Raw genomic sequence first — 16,273 nt, 5'->3', positions numbered from 1 at the left:
TGCCATTGTTCTATACCTTGATTGTTCGTAAGTGGTTTCAAGAGAGGCTGAGCGAGGCTCAGCCCTTCTTCATGACGGCTTCGGCGATGTTGGTCGGAGCCGGCTCGTAGTGATCGAATTCCATGGTGAAGGTGGCGCGGCCCTGGGTCTGCGAACGCAGCGCAGTGGCGTAGCCGAACATTTCACCCAGCGGGATCATCGCGTTGATGATGCTGGCCGAACCGTCACCGGTGGTGTCGGAACCCTGCAGCACGCCGCGACGACGGCTGACGTCGCCCATCACGTCACCCTGGTAATCCTCCGGGGTCACGATCTCGACCTTCATGATCGGCTCCAGCAGCACCGGCTTGGCCTTGGCGAAGCCCTGCTTGAAGGCCATCGACGAAGCCAGCTTGAACGCCATTTCCGAGGAGTCGACGTCGTGGTACGAACCGAACACCAGCTTCACCTTGACGTCCACGACCGGGAAGCCAGCCAGCGGACCGCTGGTGATGGTTTCGCGCAGGCCCTTTTCAACCGACGGAATGAATTCCTTCGGGATCACGCCGCCGGTGATGTCGTTGATGAACAGGAAGTCGTCCTTGATGGCCGGAGCCAGCTTCGGATCGGCACGGTCTTCAGCGGTGATCGGCGACAGCTCGATCACGACGTGACCGTACTGACCCTTACCACCGGACTGCTTGGCGTGCTTGTAGTCCGACTTGACGTCAGCCAGGGTGATGGTTTCGCGGTAGGCCACCTGCGGCGCGCCGACGTTGGCTTCAACGTTGAACTCGCGCTTCAGGCGGTCGACGATGATGTCCAGGTGCAGCTCGCCCATGCCCGAGATGATGGTCTGGCCGGATTCTTCGTCGGTCTTGACGCGGAACGACGGATCTTCCTGCGCCAGACGGCCCAGGGCCAGACCCATCTTTTCCTGGTCCGACTTGGTCTTCGGCTCGACGGCCATCGAGATCACCGGCTCCGGGAACGTCATGCGCTCCAGGATGATCGGCGCGTCCACGGCGCACAGGGTGTCACCGGTGGTGGTGTCCTTCAGGCCCACCGCCGCGGCGATGTCGCCGGCCAGAACTTCCTTGATTTCCTCGCGGTTGTTCGAGTGCATCTGCAGGATGCGGCCGATGCGCTCCTTCTTGCCCTTCACCGAGTTCAGCACGGTGTCGCCACCGTTCAGGGTGCCCGAGTAGACGCGGAAGAAGGTCAGCGCGCCGACGAACGGGTCGGTGATGATCTTGAAGGCCAGCGACGAGAACGGAGCCTTGTCGTCCGACTTGCGGGTCATTTCGACGGTGTCGTCGTCAACGTCCACGCCCTTCACGTCCGGCACGTCGACCGGCGACGGCAGCAGCTGGATCACGCCGTCCAGCATGGCCTGCACGCCCTTGTTCTTGAAGGCCGAGCCGCAGTACATCGGCACGATCTCGGTGGCCAGGGTGCGGGTACGCAGCGCGTTGATGATTTCGGCCTCGGCCAGCTCTTCGCCGCCCAGGTACTTTTCCATCAGCTCTTCGCTGGCTTCGGCAGCGGTCTCGACCATGAACTGGCGAGCCTCTTCGGCAGCCGCCTGCAGTTCGGCCGGGATGTCGCTGTACTCGAACTTCATGCCCTGCGAAGCCTCATCCCAATGGATGGCCTTCATCTTCAGCAGGTCGACAACGCCCTTGAAGTTGTCTTCAGCGCCGATCGGCAGCTGCATCGGCACGGCAACGGCGCCCAGCTTGGCCTTCAGCTGGCCGACGACCTTCTGGAAGTTGGCACCGGTGCGGTCCATCTTGTTGACGAACGCGATGCGCGGCACGTGGTACTTGTTGGCCTGGCGCCACACGGTTTCCGACTGCGGCTGCACGCCACCGACGGCGCACAGGACGAAGACGGCACCGTCGAGCACGCGCAGCGAGCGCTCCACTTCGATGGTGAAGTCGACGTGCCCGGGGGTGTCGATGATGTTGAAGCGGTGCTCCGGCAGGGACTTGTCCATGCCCTTCCAGAACGCGGTGGTGGCAGCGGACTGGATCGTGATGCCACGCTCCTGCTCCTGCTCCATCCAGTCCATGGTGGCGGCGCCGTCGTGCACTTCACCGATCTTGTGGCTCTTGCCGGTGTAGAACAGGATGCGCTCGGACGTGGTGGTCTTGCCGGCATCGATGTGAGCCATGATGCCGAAGTTGCGGTAACGCTCGATGGGAGTGGAACGGGCCACGGGAGCCTCTCAGATTTCTTGGATTTCGGATGGCCGAACGCCGCCTTTCGGCGGCCTTCGGATTGGCGCAGTCCTTCTGGGACCGCGAGGCAGCACGCACCTAAGTGGCGCTGCCCTGCCTGTTTTACAAGGCCGTCAAACTCACCAGCGGTAGTGGGCGAAGGCCTTGTTGGCTTCGGCCATGCGGTGGGTTTCTTCGCGCTTCTTGATGGCGCCGCCACGGTTTTCCGAGGCGTCGATCAGTTCAGCAGCCAGCTTCTTCGGCATGGTGTTCTCGCCACGCTTGCGCGCGGAGTCGATCAGCCAGCGCATGGCCAGGGCCATCTTGCGCGACGAACGCACTTCGACCGGCACCTGGTAGGTGGCACCACCGACGCGGCGCGACTTGACTTCGACCGCCGGAGCGACGTTGTCCAGAGCCTTCTGCACCAGGTCAATGGCGTTGGCGCTGCTGTTCTTCTCGGTGATCACGTCCATGGCGCCGTACACGATCTTTTCGGCGACGGACTTCTTGCCGCTCTGCATGACCATGTTGATGAAGCGGGCGATGGTTTCGCTTCCGTGCTTCGGATCGGGCAGGACGGAACGCTGCGGAGTATTACCCTTACGCGACATAGTGCTCTCTCCTTATGCCTTCGGACGCTTGGCGCCGTACTTGGAACGGGCCTGGCGACGCTTGGCAACGCCGGCGGCGTCGAGCGAGCCACGAACGGTGTGGTAACGCACACCCGGCAGGTCCTTGACGCGACCGCCGCGGATCAGGACCACGGAGTGCTCCTGCAGGTTGTGGCCTTCACCACCGATGTAGGAAATCACTTCTTCCTGGTTGGTCAGGCGGACCTTGGCAACCTTGCGCAGAGCCGAGTTCGGCTTCTTCGGAGTGGTGGTGTAGACACGGGTGCAGACGCCACGGCGCTGCGGGCACTTGTCGAGCGCCGGCGAGGCACTCTTGTAGGTGGTCGCTTGCCGCGGCTTGCGGACCAGCTGGTTGATCGTCGCCATCAGTAGGTTCTTCTGATTGGTGGCCGGAAAATCCGACCAGAGATGCGGAAATGTTAAAGCAGGCCAAAATTCTGGCCTGCTGAGACAGACGATTGTAGCAACCTGCCAGGAAAGCAGTCAAACGCCTCCTGTCAAGCCCGCCCCTGATCCCGGGACGTTACTGGGGGGCCTCCATGTACCCCGTTCAGGTTGGCCGGGCCGATCACGGACGATCGCCCCTGCCCTTTCCCAATCCCGTCGATGCACCGACGGGGTGGTCCGGCCGTGTGGCCGGACCGGATGCCTCATTCTTCGCCCGAAGCCTGTTCAGCTTCAGCTTCAACCACTGCGGCCTCGGCGACGGCCGGGGTGCCGGCCAGGGTCTGCATCTCCGACTCGGTGAGACCGGAGGCGCCGCGACGACGGTTGCTGTGGTACGCCAGGCCGGTACCGGCCGGAATCAGGCGACCCACGATGACGTTTTCCTTCAGGCCGCGCAGGTTGTCCGAGGTGCCGCGGACGGCCGCTTCGGTCAGCACGCGGGTGGTTTCCTGGAACGATGCGGCCGAGATGAACGATTCGGTCGCCAGCGATGCCTTGGTGATGCCCAGCAGGACCGGATCGAAACGTGCCGGCAGCTCGTTGCGGGTCGACAGGCGCGCATTCTCCTCGATAACGCGCTGACGCTCCACCTGTTCGCCGTTCAGGAACTTGCTGCCGCCCTGGTCGGTGATCTCGACCTTGCGCAGCATCTGGCGGGTGATCACCTCGATGTGCTTGTCGTTGATCTTCACGCCCTGCAGGCGGTACACGTCCTGGATTTCCTTCACCAGGTAGGCCGCCAGCGGCTCGACGCCCAGCAGGCGCAGGATGTCCTGCGGGCTCGGCTCGCCGTCCACGATGGTTTCACCCTTGGTGACATGCTCGCCTTCGAACACGATGACCTGACGGTACTTCGGGATCAGCTCTTCGTGCTCCGAACCATCGGTGTCCTTGATGATCAGGCGCTGCTTGCCCTTGGTGTCCTTGCCGAAGCTGATGATGCCCGAACGCTCGGCCAGCACCGCCGGATCCTTCGGCTTGCGCGCTTCGAACAGGTCGGCCACGCGCGGCAGACCACCGGTGATGTCGCGGGTCTTCGACGCTTCCTGCGGGATCTTGGCGACGACGTCGCCCACGCCCACCGGGGCGCCATCCTGCAGGTTGACGATCGAACGCGGCGGCAGCAGGTACTGCGCCGGCAGGTCGGTGCCCGGGATCGACAGGTCGTTGCCCTTGGCATCAACGATGCGCACGATCGGGCGCAGGTCCTTGGCCTGGGTACCACGACGCTTCGGATCGGTGATCTCGCGCGAAGCCAGGCCGGTCAGCTCGTCGGTCTTCTCGATGACGGTGATGCCGTCGACGAAGTCGATGAAGCGGATGAAGCCGGCCACTTCCGACACGATCGGGTGGTTATGCGGATCCCAGTTGGCCACGGTCTGGCCAGCCTTGATCGCATCACCGTCCTTGGACGTGATGGTCGCACCGTACGGCAGCTTGTAACGCTCACGCTCACGGCCGTGGGCATCGAGCACCGAGATTTCGCCCGAGCGCGACACTGCCACCAGCGAGCCGTTGGCATGCTCGACCGACTTGAGGTTGCTGAACTTGACCGAGCCGGTGGTCTTGACGGTGATGTTGTCGACCGCAGCAGCTCGCGACGCCGCACCACCGATGTGGAACGTACGCATGGTCAGCTGGGTACCCGGCTCACCGATGGACTGGGCGGCGATGACGCCGACCGCTTCACCGATGTTGACCAGGTGGCCACGGGCCAGGTCGCGGCCGTAGCAGCGCGAGCAGACACCGAACGCCGATTCGCAGGAGATGGTCGAGCGGACCTTGATGGTCTGCACGCCGGCATCTTCCAGCTTGGCGACCCAGGCTTCGTCGAGCAGGGTGTTGCGGGTGACGATCGGATCCTCGTCGTTGCCCGGCAGGAACACGTCCTCGGCAACCACGCGGCCCAGCACGCGGTCCTTCAGCGGCTCGACCACGTCGCCGCCTTCCACGATCGGGGTCATGATCAGGCCTTCGGTGGTACCGCAATCCACCTCGGTGATCACCACGTCCTGCGCGACGTCGACCAGACGACGGGTCAGGTAACCCGAGTTCGCGGTCTTCAGCGCGGTATCGGCCAGACCCTTACGGGCACCGTGGGTGGAGTTGAAGTACTCCTGCACGTTCAGGCCTTCGCGGAAGTTCGCCTTGATGGGCGTCTCGATGATCGAGCCGTCCGGGCGGGCCATCAGGCCGCGCATGCCGGCCAGCTGACGGATCTGCGCCTGCGAACCACGCGCACCGGAGTCGGCCATGATGTACAGCGAGTTCATCGACTTCTGGTCGATGGTCTCGCCCTTGGCATTGACCACCTTCTCGGTACCGATGGTGTCCATCATCGCCTTGGCGATGCGCTCGTTGGTGCGCGACCAGATGTCGACCACCTTGTTGTAGCGCTCGCCGGCGGTGACCAGGCCCGACTGGTACTGCTCCTGGATTTCCAGCACTTCGGCTTCGGCCTCGGTGAGGATGCCCTTCTTCTCGTCCGGGATCAGCATGTCGTCGATGCCGATCGAGACGCCGGCGCGGGTCGCGTAGGCGAAGCCGGTGTACATCAGCTTGTCGGCGAACACGACCGTGTCCTTCAGGCCCAGCTGGCGGTAGCTGGAGTTGATCAGGCGGCTGATGTTCTTCTTGGTCAGCTCGGTGTTGGCCAGCGCGAACGGCAGGCCTTCCGGCAGGATTTCAGCCAGCAGGGCGCGACCGATCGTGGTGTCCACGATCGAGGTCTTGTTCTGCTTGTTGCCGTCTTCGTCGGTCACCACCTCGGTGATGCGGACCTTGACCTTGGCGTGCAGTTCCACCACGCGGTTGTCATAGGCGCGCTTGACTTCGGCGATGTTGGCGAAGGCCATGCCCTCGCCCTTCTTGTTCTCCAGCGAGCGGGTCATGTAGTACAGACCCAGCACGACGTCCTGCGACGGCACGATGATCGGCTCGCCGTTGGCCGGCGACAGGATGTTGTTGGTCGACATCATCAGCGCACGCGCTTCCAGCTGGGCTTCCAGCGAGAGCGGCACGTGGACGGCCATCTGGTCACCGTCGAAGTCGGCGTTGAACGCGGTGCAGACCAGCGGGTGCAGCTGGATGGCCTTGCCTTCGATCAGCACCGGCTCGAACGCCTGGATGCCCAGGCGGTGCAGGGTCGGCGCACGGTTCAGCATCACCGGATGCTCGCGGATGACCTCTTCCAGGATGTCCCAGACTTCGGCTTCTTCGCGCTCGACCAGCTTCTTGGCGGCCTTGATGGTGGTGGCCAGGCCACGACGCTGCAGCTTGGCGAAGACGAACGGCTTGAACAGCTCCAGCGCCATCTTCTTCGGCAGGCCGCACTGGTGCAGGCGCAGGTACGGACCGACCACGATGACCGAACGGCCCGAGTAGTCGACGCGCTTGCCGAGCAGGTTCTGGCGGAAGCGACCCTGCTTGCCCTTGATCATGTCGGCCAGCGACTTCAGCGGGCGCTTGTTGGTGCCGGTGATGGCACGGCCGCGACGGCCGTTGTCCAGCAGCGCATCGACCGATTCCTGCAGCATGCGCTTTTCATTGCGCACGATGATGTCCGGCGCGCTCAGTTCGAGCAGGCGGCGCAGGCGGTTGTTGCGGTTGATGACGCGGCGGTACAGGTCGTTCAGGTCGGAGGTCGCGAAGCGGCCGCCATCCAGCGGAACCAGAGGGCGCAGGTCCGGCGGCAGCACCGGCAGCACGGTCATGACCATCCACTCCGGACGGTTGCCCGATTCCAGGAAGGCCTCGATCAGCTTGATGCGCTTGGTCAGTCGCTTCAGCTTGGTTTCCGAACCGGTCGCAGCGATTTCCTCGCGCAGGCGGGTCATCTCCGACTGCAGGTCGATCGTGCGCAGCAGCTCGTACACCGCCTCGGCGCCCATCGCGGCGTCGAAGTCGTCACCGTGCTCCTGGCGGGCCTGCAGGTACTGTTCTTCGGTCAGCAGCTGGCGACGCTCCAGGGCGGTCAGGCCCGGCTCGGTCACCACGTACGCTTCGAAGTACAGCACGCGCTCGATGTCGCGCAGGGTCATGTCCAGCATCAGGCCGATGCGCGACGGCAGCGACTTCAGGAACCAGATGTGCGCGACCGGCGAAGCCAGGTCGATGTGGCCCATGCGCTCACGGCGCACCTTGGCCAGGGTCACTTCGGTGCCGCACTTTTCGCAGACCACGCCGCGGTGCTTCATGCGCTTGTACTTGCCGCACAGGCACTCGTAGTCCTTCACCGGGCCGAAGATGGCGGCGCAGAACAGGCCGTCGCGTTCCGGCTTGAAGGTACGGTAGTTGATGGTTTCCGGCTTCTTCACTTCGCCGAAGGACCACGAACGGATCAGGTCCGGCGAGGCCAGCGCGATCTTGATCGCGTCGAAGTCCAGCGTCTGGCGCTGCTGGTTGAAGAGGTTGAGCAGGTCTTTCATGGTGTTCTCCAGAAGGAGGAATGCTGTGTCGATGGGCTTTCAGTTCACTGCCAGCGGCGCGGCGGCGGGGGCCGCCGCGCCGGCATGGATCAGTTGTCTTCCAGTTCCATGTTGATGGCCAGCGAGCGGATTTCCTTCACGAGCACGTTGAAGGACTCCGGCATGCCCGCGACCATCTCGTGCTCACCGTCGACGATGTTCTTGTACATCTGGTTGCGGCCCTGCACGTCATCGGACTTCACCGTCAGCATTTCCTGCAGGGTGTAGGCCGCGCCGTAGGCTTCCAGCGCCCAGACTTCCATTTCACCGAAGCGCTGGCCGCCGAACTGCGCCTTGCCGCCCAGCGGCTGCTGGGTGACGAGCGAGTACGGACCGGTCGAACGCGCGTGCATCTTGTCGTCGACCAGGTGGTTCAGCTTCAGGTAGTGCATGTAACCGACGGTGGTGTGGCGATCGAAGGCTTCACCGGTGCGGCCGTCGTACAGCTGGGTCTGGCCACTGCTCGGCAGGTCGGCCAGTTCCAGCATGCGCTTGATTTCCGCTTCGGTGGCGCCGTCGAACACCGGGGTGGCCATCGGCACGCCGTCGGTCAGGTTGCGGGCCAGACGCAGCAGTTCCTCGTCGCTGAACTGCGACAGGTCGACACGGTTGGCCACGTTGGTGTCGTCGTGGTTGTAGATGTCGTCCAGGAACTTGCGCAGGTCGGCCACCGCGGCCTGGGCTTCCAGCATCGCCTGGATCTTGCGACCCAGGCCCTTGGCCGCCCAGCCCAGGTGCACTTCCAGGATCTGGCCGATGTTCATGCGCGACGGCACGCCCAGCGGGTTCAGCACGATGTCCACGGTTTCGCCCGAGGCCATGTACGGCATGTCCTCGACCGGCACCACGTTGGAGACCACACCCTTGTTGCCGTGGCGGCCTGCCATCTTGTCGCCCGGCTGGATGCGGCGCTTCACGGCCAGGAACACCTTGACCATCTTCAGCACGCCCGGAGCGAGGTCGTCACCGGCGGTGATCTTGCCGCGCTTGTCGGCGAAGCGACGCTCGAATTCCTTCTCGTGCGCCTGGATCTGCTTCTGCGCGCGCTCGATGGCTTCCGAAGCGTCTTCGTCCTTCATGCGCAGCGCGAACCAGTCAGCCTTCTTCAGGCCGTCCAGGAAGGCGTCGGTGATCACGTCGCCCTTCTTCAGGCCAGCGCCGCCGTTGACCACCTTGCCCACGATCTGCGAACGCAGACGCATGTAGATGGCGGCTTCCAGGATGCGGAACTGGTCGTCGAAGTCCTTCTTGACGCGCTTGATTTCAGACTCTTCGATCTGGCGGGCGCGCTTGTCCTTCTCGATGCCGTCGCGGGTGAAGACCTGCACGTCGATGACGGTGCCGTCCATGCCCGGCGGCACGCGCAGCGAGCTGTCCTTCACGTCCGAAGCCTTCTCGCCGAAGATCGCGCGCAGCAGCTTCTCTTCCGGGGTCAGCTGGCTTTCGCCCTTCGGGGTGACCTTGCCGACCAGGATGTCGCCGGCACGGACTTCCGCGCCGATGTACACCACGCCGCTCTCGTCCAGGCGGTTCAGCGCCTGCTCGGAGACGTTCGGGATGTCGGCGGAGATTTCCTCCGGCCCCAGCTTGGTGTCACGCGCGACGCAGGTCAGCTCTTCGATGTGGATCGTGGTGTAACGATCCTCTTCCACCACGCGCTCGGAGAGCAGGATGGAGTCTTCGAAGTTGTAGCCGTTCCACGGCATGAACGCGATCAGCATGTTCTGGCCGAGGGCCAGTTCGCCGATGTCGGTGGACGGGCCGTCGGCCAGCACGTCGCCGCGGGCGATGACGTCACCGACCTGGACCAGCGGACGCTGGTTGATGCAGGTGTTCTGGTTCGAACGGGTGTACTTGACCAGGTTGTAGATGTCCACGCCTGCGTCGGTGGCGCCAACGATCTCTTCCTCGTTGACCTTGACCACGATGCGGGCCGCGTCGATCTGCACGATCTCGCCGCCACGGCGGGCGTTCACGGTCACGCCGGAGTCGCGCGCCACGGCGCGCTCGATGCCGGTACCCACCAGCGGCTTCTGCGCACGCAGGGTCGGCACGGCCTGACGCTGCATGTTGGCGCCCATCAGTGCGCGGTTGGCGTCATCGTGCTCCAGGAACGGAACCAGCGCGGCCGCGATCGACACGGTCTGCATCGGCGAGACGTCCATGAAGTGGACTTCCGCCGGCGGCTTCAGCAGCGATTCGCCCTGGAAGCGGCACGGGACGAACTGCTCGGTCAGGGTGCCCTTGGCGTCGGTCAGCGCGTTGGCCTGCGCAATGACGTACTCGTTTTCTTCGATCGCCGACAGGAACTCGACTTCGTCATAGACCTTGCCGTCCACGACCTTGCGGTACGGGGTCTCGAGGAAACCGTACTGGTTGGTGCGGGCGTACACGGCCAGCGAGTTGATCAGGCCGATGTTCGGGCCTTCCGGGGTTTCGATGGTGCAGACGCGGCCGTAATGGGTCGGGTGCACGTCGCGCACTTCGAAGCCGGCGCGCTCGCGGGTCAGGCCGCCCGGGCCCAGCGCCGAGACGCGACGCTTGTGCGTCACTTCCGACAGCGGGTTGTTCTGGTCCATGAACTGCGACAGCTGCGAGGAGCCGAAGAACTCCTTGATGGCAGCGGCGACCGGCTTGGCGTTGATCAACTCCTGCGGGGTCAGGCCTTCCGACTCGGCCATCGACAGGCGCTCCTTGACCGCGCGCTCGACACGGACCAGGCCGACGCGGAACACGTTCTCGGCCATTTCACCGACCGAGCGCACGCGACGGTTGCCCAGGTGATCGATGTCGTCGACCACGCCGCGACCGTTGCGGATCTCGGTCAGGACCTTGATCACGTCCAGGATGTCGGAGCTGTCGCCGTGGGCGGCGACCAGGCGCTTGGACTCTTCGTCGTTGCGCTCACCGAAGTACTTGCTGTCGTACAGCACGGCTTCGCCGGTGGTTTCCTTGCGGCCCACGCGACGGTTGAACTTCATGCGGCCGACCGCGGACAGGTCGTAGCGCTCGAAGGTGAAGAACAGGTTGTGGAACAGGTTCTGCGCGGCATCCTTGGTCGGCGGCTCGCCCGGACGCATCATGCGGTAGATCTCGACCAGGGCTTCCAGCTGGGTCTTGGTCGGGTCGATGCGCAGGGTGTTGGACAGGTACGGACCACGATCCAGGTCGTTCACCCACAGGGTGCCGACCGCGTCAACGCCGGCCTTGCGGAAGGCCTGCAGCTGCTCGTCGGTGATCTCGTCGTTGGCCTGGGCCAGCAGCTCGCCGGTCGAGGCATCGACCACGTCGTGCGACAGGATGCGGCCGACGATGTAGTCGTCCGGCACGGCCAGGGCGGCGATGCCCGAGGCTTCCAGCTGCTTGATGTGGCGCGCGGTGATGCGCTTGCCGGCTTCCACGATGACCTTGTCGCCGTCGGCGAGGTCGAAGCCCAGGGTTTCGCCACGCAGGCGCTCGGGCACCAGCTCCAGCTGGACGCCTTCATCCGGGTTGATGTGGAAGGTGTTGATCTCGAAGAACTCGGCCAGCATCTCTTCGTTGCTGTAGCCAAGCGCGCGCAGCAGGATCGACACCGGCAGCTTGCGGCGGCGGTCGATACGGGTGAACAGCGCGTCCTTCGGGTCGAACTCGAAGTCCAGCCAGGAGCCGCGGTAAGGAATGATGCGGGCGCTGTACAGCAGCTTGCCCGAGCTGTGGGTCTTGCCACGGTCGTGGTCGAAGAACACGCCCGGCGAACGGTGCAGCTGGGAGACGATGACGCGCTCGGTGCCGTTGACGATGAAGGTGCCGTTCTCGGTCATCAGCGGGATTTCGCCCAGATAGACCTCCTGCTCCTTCACGTACTTGATGGCCTTGGTCGACGACTCGCGGTCGTAGATCACCAGGCGCACGGTGACGCGCAGCGGGGCGCCGTAGCTCATGCCGCGCTGGCGGCACTCACGCTCGTCGAAGACCGGTTCGCCCAGCTTGTAGCCGACGTATTCCAGGGCAGCATTGCCGCTGTAGCTGGCGATCGGGAAGACCGACTTCAGCGCAGCATGCAGGCCGTGGTCCGTGCGCTTGGCCGGATCGACGTTTTCCTGCAGGAATTCACGATAGGAATCCACCTGGATGGCGAGCAGGAACGGCACTTCGAGAATCGAGCGCTGCTTGCCGAAATCCTTGCGGATACGCTTTTTTTCGGTGAACGAATAGGACGTCATGAGGTCTTCCACCTTGTTGTGCGGGCCGTGCGTCCACGACCCTGAAGGGAACTTGAAATTGTCAGTTGGAAGTCGCTGGTATTGCCGGCACCAGCACGCCTTCTCCCGCTACTTCCAACTGCCAACTCGTCTGCTACCACGCCCCCGCTGCCGCGCCGTGCGCTGGCCTGCCGGGGTTTGACTGCAGCCCGTGTTGGGCTTTTTTCCTGCTTTTGAAACGGTAGAGTCGACTGTTGGTCGACTTCCTTCACAGCAGTCGACCAACCGTCGACTCTACACCACCGCAACAACGACCAAAGGCCGGGGGCTTACGCCCCCAGCCTTGGCTGCATCGCCGCGAATCGATGACGATGCAAGGGAACTGCTTACTTGACTTCGACAGTCGCGCCAGCAGCTTCCAGGTCCTTCTTCATCTTCTCGGCGTCTTCCTTCGAAGCGCCTTCCTTCAGGACGCCACCGGCTTCGGCCAGGTCCTTCGCTTCCTTCAGGCCCAGGCCGGTGATGGCGCGGACGGCCTTGATGACCTCGACCTTCTTCTCGCCGGCGGTCTTCAGGGTGACGGTGAATTCGGTCTGCTCTTCAACAGCAGCAGCCGGGCCAGCGGCAGCAGCCACGGCAACCGGAGCAGCGGCGGAGACGCCGAACTTCTCTTCGATGGCCTTGACCAGCTCCATCACTTCCATCAGGGACTTCTCGGCGATGGCGTCGACGATCTGTTCGTTGGTAAGGGACATGATAAATACCTTTGGATGATTTTCTGGGTTGAGGTTCCGTCAGGAACCACGGTAAGTCGAAACTCAGGCGGTCTCGGCGGCCGGCTCGGCAGCGTCGGCGGCGACGTCGCCACCACCCTGCTTCTCGCCAACGGCCTTGATGGCGCGGGCGAACATCGTGACCGGCTCGGTCAGGACGCGGGCCAGCATGGCCAGGGCCTGGTCGCGGGTCGGCAGCGAGGCCAGCACTTCGACGTGGCTTGCCGGGAACACTTCGCCACCGATGGCGACGACCTTAGCCTTCAGCTTGTCGTTGCCCTTGGCGGCTTCCTTGATCAGGCGACCGGCAGCGCCGGGCTCCTCGAGCGAGAACGCGTACAGCAGCGGACCAACCATCTGGTCCTGGGCGACTGCGAACTCGGTGCCTTCAACGGCGCGCGAAGCCAGGGTGTTCTTGACAACCTTCAAGAAAACACCGGTTTCACGAGCCTGCTTGCGCATCGCGGTCATCTGGGCGACCGTGGTGCCAGCGTATTCGGCTGCGATCAAGGAGTGGGCCTTGGCGGCGACGTCTGCCAGCTCGGCGACTACTTCTTGCTTCTGGGACAGATTGAGAGCCATTGCACTCCTCCTATTGAACTCCGCTTACGGCTCCTGCCGTGTGCGGTCCTGTGCGGCATCCGTCCTGGACGCCGGGAACATCGGGATGATGTTCCGGGGGTGGGCCGTTCTAGACCTGGAGTGGGCCAACCTGGGAAACCCAGACGTGCGTGAACCAGAAAAACTCCAGAAGGGCACCATCTACGCAGGGTGATTCCGGGGAATCGATTAAGCGTTCATGACTGCTCCGGCGGCGACTCCTTGCCAGATCGAGCCTCCCTGCCCGTCGCCGGTATTGCCACGACCGCGCCTGCGGTCTTTGACGGCTACCGCGGGCGATGCACTGCCAGCGATGCCTTCAAATGTCACGGTCACGGCACCGAAATGCCGTGACCGCTTGAAACGATTACTTCAGGGTCAGCGACGACTGGTCGACGGTGACGCCCGGGCCCATCGTCGAGCTGACCGAAACCTTCTGCAGGTAGGTGCCCTTCGAGGTGGCCGGCTTGGCCTTGATCAGGTCCAGCAGCAGCGCGGTCAGGTTCGACTTCAGCGCGTCTTCGGCGAAGTCGGCCTTGCCGATGGTGCAGTGGATGATGCCGGCCTTGTCGGTGCGGTAACGGACCTGGCCCGACTTGGCGTTCTTCACGGCTTCACCCGGGTTCGGGGAAACGGTGCCGACCTTCGGGTTCGGCATCAGGCCGCGCGGGCCCAGCACGGTGCCCAGCTTGCCGACGACGCGCATGGCGTCCGGGGTCGCGATGACGACGTCGTAGTTCAGATCGCCGGCCTGCATCTTCTCGGCCAGATCGTCCATACCGACGGCTTCGGCGCCAGCGGCCAGGGCTTCGTCAGCCTTGGCACCGGCCGGAGCGAACACGGCGACGCGGACCGACTTGCCGGTACCGGCCGGCAGCACGGTGGAGCCACGGACCTGCTGGTCGGACTTCTTCGCATCGACGCCCAGGCGCACGGCAACGTCGATCGACTCGACGAACTTGGCCTTGGTGGCGGTCTTCAGGATGTTGATCGCGTCCTCGAAGGCATATGCCTTGCCCGGAACGACGGCGGCCTTGATGGCCTTCTCACGCTTGGTCTGTGCCATCTTATTAACCCTCCACCACGAGGCCCATGGAACGGGCAGAGCCAGCGATGGTACGCACGGCGGCGTCCAGGTCGGCGGCAGTCAGATCCGGTTCCTTCGCCTTGGCGATCTCTTCCAGCTGCTTACGGGTGACCTTGCCGACCTTCTCGGTGTTCGGGCGCTTGGAGCCCGACGAGATGCCAGCGGCCTTCTTCAGCAGGGTGGTGGCCGGGGTGCTCTTGGTGATGAAGGTGAACGTACGGTCCGAGTAGGCCGTGATGATCACCGGAACCGGCAGGCCCGGCTCGAGCTTCTGCGTGGCAGCGTTGAACGCCTTGCAGAATTCCATGATGTTCAGACCACGCTGACCCAGCGCGGGACCGACCGGCGGCGAGGGGTTGGCCTGACCGGCCTTCACCTGCAGCTTGATGTAACCGACAACTTTCTTTGCCATGTGAGTGCTCTCCGGGTGCTAGCGCCTTTCGACAACAGGCTCCCCATCGGACCGGGAATCACGCGTCCCGGCATCGCGTTTTGAAATCATGCCGAAGGCCACCTTTCGGCGGCCTCGTCCTGCTGGCTTCCCAGCGGGGAGCCGCGCACTATAACAGGTTTTTTCTTCACATGCCTGAAGCGGCATCTAAACGAACGAAACCGGGCGCCGCCCGGTTTCTGGTCCGGCGTCGAGCGTGGCTCGACGCGACAGACAGGTCAGACGGCCTTTTCGACCTGGCCGAACTCGAGCTCGACCGGCGTGGCACGGCCGAAGATCAGCACCGAGACGCGCAGACGGCTCTTCTCGTAGTTGACCTCTTCGACGACGCCGTTGAAATCGTTGAACGGGCCATCGGTGACACGGACCATCTGGCCCGGCTCGAACAGCACCTTGGGACGCGGCTTCTCGACACCTTCCTGAACGCGGTTCAGGATGGCCTCGGCCTCGGAATCGGCGATCGGCAGCGGGCGATCAGCGGTACCGCCGATGAAGCCCATCACGCGCGGGGTTTCCTTGACCAGATGCCAGCTTTCGTTGTCGATGCGCGGAATGCCGGCTTCTTCGTGGGTCTCGATCTGGACCAGCACATAGCCCGGGAAGAACTTGCGCTCGGAGCGGCGCTTCTGGCCAGCGCGCATCTCGACCACTTCTTCGGTCGGAACCAGGACGTCGCCGAAGCGCTCTTCCATGCCGTCACGGACGATGCGATCGCGCAGGGCCTGCGCCACCGACTTCTCGAAGCCCGAATAGGCGTGAACGACGTACCAACGCTTCATGCAATTCTCCTTAGCGGCTCAGGAACCACTGAGTCAGTTTCTGGATCAGGAAGTCGAAGCCACCCAGCAGCAGGCTGAGGATGAGCACCACGACGATCACGACCCAGGTCATGCGGATGGCTTCCTGGCGCGTCGGCCAGACCACCTTGCGCAGTTCGAAGCGCGACTCGGAGAGGAATTCGCGGGTGTCGCGCCCCTTGCCGGTCAGCATGAACACGCCGATACCGCCAACCAGACCGACCACGACCGCCAACGCACGCACCTGACCCGCCCACGCACCCAGCTGGGCGGCGCGACCGGAGTCGGCGGAGAACCAGAACCAGACGAACAGACCGGCCAGCACCAGCAACGATGCGGCGACATACTTGACGATATCTCCACCATTGGCGGAGTTGTCCTTGGAGTGTTCGATCTTGCTATTCATCCGGCTGTGTCTGCTTTAGCGGCGCAGGCCGCTGGGTAAGGTGGCAGATGGCACGCCAGGAGGGACTCGAACCCCCAACCTGCGGTTTTGGAGACCGCTGCTCTGCCAATTGAGCTACTGGCGTACGTTGAAAACTTGCCTTCCCTTAGACGGCGAAGGCGGACCGAGGTTCCCGGCCCGCCATTCGCGTAACCGGCGGCGCTATGCAACCACCGGTACTGCAGGC

Annotated in this window: 11 protein-coding genes and 1 tRNA gene; all 12 read right to left on the bottom strand. The window is 63.8% G+C overall.

From position 1 onward, the window contains the following. Positions 1-58: 58 nt before the first annotated feature. The 12 genes from fusA to LRM18_RS20170 all read right to left on the bottom strand — a co-directional run bounded on the left by fusA (position 59) and on the right by LRM18_RS20170 (position 16,171). The gene (gene fusA / locus LRM18_RS20225; protein WP_049470847.1) at positions 59-2,200 is read right to left on the bottom strand and encodes an elongation factor G; all 2,142 of its coding nucleotides are present in this window, start codon (positions 2,198-2,200) and stop codon (positions 59-61) included. A gap of 141 nt (positions 2,201-2,341) precedes the next feature. Next, positions 2,342-2,815, bottom strand: a complete 474-nt coding sequence (gene rpsG / locus LRM18_RS20220; RefSeq protein WP_014036101.1) for a 30S ribosomal protein S7 — start codon at positions 2,813-2,815, stop codon at positions 2,342-2,344. 12 nt (positions 2,816-2,827) lie between these two features. Further along, positions 2,828-3,202: a 30S ribosomal protein S12 gene (rpsL, locus tag LRM18_RS20215; protein WP_004145320.1), complete on the bottom strand. Its 375-nt coding sequence runs from the start codon at positions 3,200-3,202 to the stop codon at positions 2,828-2,830. Between the two features lie 284 nt (positions 3,203-3,486). Then, positions 3,487-7,710 carry a DNA-directed RNA polymerase subunit beta' gene (rpoC, locus tag LRM18_RS20210; RefSeq protein ID WP_049470850.1) on the bottom strand — a complete coding sequence of 1,408 codons (4,224 nt, stop codon included), beginning with the start codon at positions 7,708-7,710 and terminating at the stop codon, positions 3,487-3,489. Positions 7,711-7,799: 89 nt separating this feature from the next. Further along, positions 7,800-11,954 (bottom strand): DNA-directed RNA polymerase subunit beta, encoded by a 4,155-nt coding sequence (gene rpoB / locus LRM18_RS20205; RefSeq protein WP_019662235.1) that lies wholly within the window; start codon positions 11,952-11,954, stop codon positions 7,800-7,802. Positions 11,955-12,319: 365 nt separating this feature from the next. Further along, positions 12,320-12,688 (bottom strand): 50S ribosomal protein L7/L12, encoded by a 369-nt coding sequence (gene rplL, locus LRM18_RS20200; protein ID WP_014646047.1) that lies wholly within the window; start codon positions 12,686-12,688, stop codon positions 12,320-12,322. A gap of 63 nt (positions 12,689-12,751) precedes the next feature. After that, positions 12,752-13,288 carry a 50S ribosomal protein L10 gene (gene rplJ, locus LRM18_RS20195; RefSeq protein WP_010480377.1) on the bottom strand — a complete coding sequence of 179 codons (537 nt, stop codon included), beginning with the start codon at positions 13,286-13,288 and terminating at the stop codon, positions 12,752-12,754. Between the two features lie 385 nt (positions 13,289-13,673). After that, positions 13,674-14,372, bottom strand: a complete 699-nt coding sequence (gene rplA, locus LRM18_RS20190; RefSeq protein WP_014646045.1) for a 50S ribosomal protein L1 — start codon at positions 14,370-14,372, stop codon at positions 13,674-13,676. A 4-nt stretch (positions 14,373-14,376) separates the two neighbouring features. Continuing rightward, a complete protein-coding gene (gene rplK / locus LRM18_RS20185; protein WP_004145248.1) occupies positions 14,377-14,805 on the bottom strand; it encodes a 50S ribosomal protein L11 in 429 nt (142 codons plus the stop codon). Positions 14,806-15,062: 257 nt separating this feature from the next. Continuing rightward, on the bottom strand, positions 15,063-15,623 hold the full coding sequence (nusG, locus tag LRM18_RS20180) for a transcription termination/antitermination protein NusG (RefSeq protein WP_004154362.1): 561 nt from the start codon (positions 15,621-15,623) through the stop codon (positions 15,063-15,065). Positions 15,624-15,633: 10 nt separating this feature from the next. Next, positions 15,634-16,047, bottom strand: a complete 414-nt coding sequence (gene secE, locus LRM18_RS20175; RefSeq protein WP_014646044.1) for a preprotein translocase subunit SecE — start codon at positions 16,045-16,047, stop codon at positions 15,634-15,636. A gap of 48 nt (positions 16,048-16,095) precedes the next feature. Beyond that, positions 16,096-16,171 (bottom strand) — tRNA-Trp (locus tag LRM18_RS20170). Positions 16,172-16,273 lie beyond the last annotated feature (102 nt).

This window comes from Stenotrophomonas sp. PI_27 (genome assembly GCF_027854495.1).
Taxonomy (GTDB): Bacteria; Pseudomonadota; Gammaproteobacteria; order Xanthomonadales; family Xanthomonadaceae; genus Stenotrophomonas; species Stenotrophomonas pavanii.
Note: the sequence above shows the minus strand (reverse complement) of the source record. Positions and strands in the feature narration are given on the sequence as shown.

Coding starts and splice junctions, on each gene's coding strand:
- rpsG (WP_014036101.1), bottom strand. CDS start 2,815: ATGTCGCGTAAGGGTAATACTCCGCAGCGTTCCGTCCTGCCCGATCCG.
- rpsL (WP_004145320.1), bottom strand. CDS start 3,202: ATGGCGACGATCAACCAGCTGGTCCGCAAGCCGCGGCAAGCGACCACC.
- rpoC (WP_049470850.1), bottom strand. CDS start 7,710: ATGAAAGACCTGCTCAACCTCTTCAACCAGCAGCGCCAGACGCTGGAC.
- rpoB (WP_019662235.1), bottom strand. CDS start 11,954: ATGACGTCCTATTCGTTCACCGAAAAAAAGCGTATCCGCAAGGATTTC.
- rplL (WP_014646047.1), bottom strand. CDS start 12,688: ATGTCCCTTACCAACGAACAGATCGTCGACGCCATCGCCGAGAAGTCC.
- rplJ (WP_010480377.1), bottom strand. CDS start 13,288: ATGGCTCTCAATCTGTCCCAGAAGCAAGAAGTAGTCGCCGAGCTGGCA.
- rplA (WP_014646045.1), bottom strand. CDS start 14,372: ATGGCACAGACCAAGCGTGAGAAGGCCATCAAGGCCGCCGTCGTTCCG.
- rplK (WP_004145248.1), bottom strand. CDS start 14,805: ATGGCAAAGAAAGTTGTCGGTTACATCAAGCTGCAGGTGAAGGCCGGT.
- nusG (WP_004154362.1), bottom strand. CDS start 15,623: ATGAAGCGTTGGTACGTCGTTCACGCCTATTCGGGCTTCGAGAAGTCG.
- secE (WP_014646044.1), bottom strand. CDS start 16,047: ATGAATAGCAAGATCGAACACTCCAAGGACAACTCCGCCAATGGTGGA.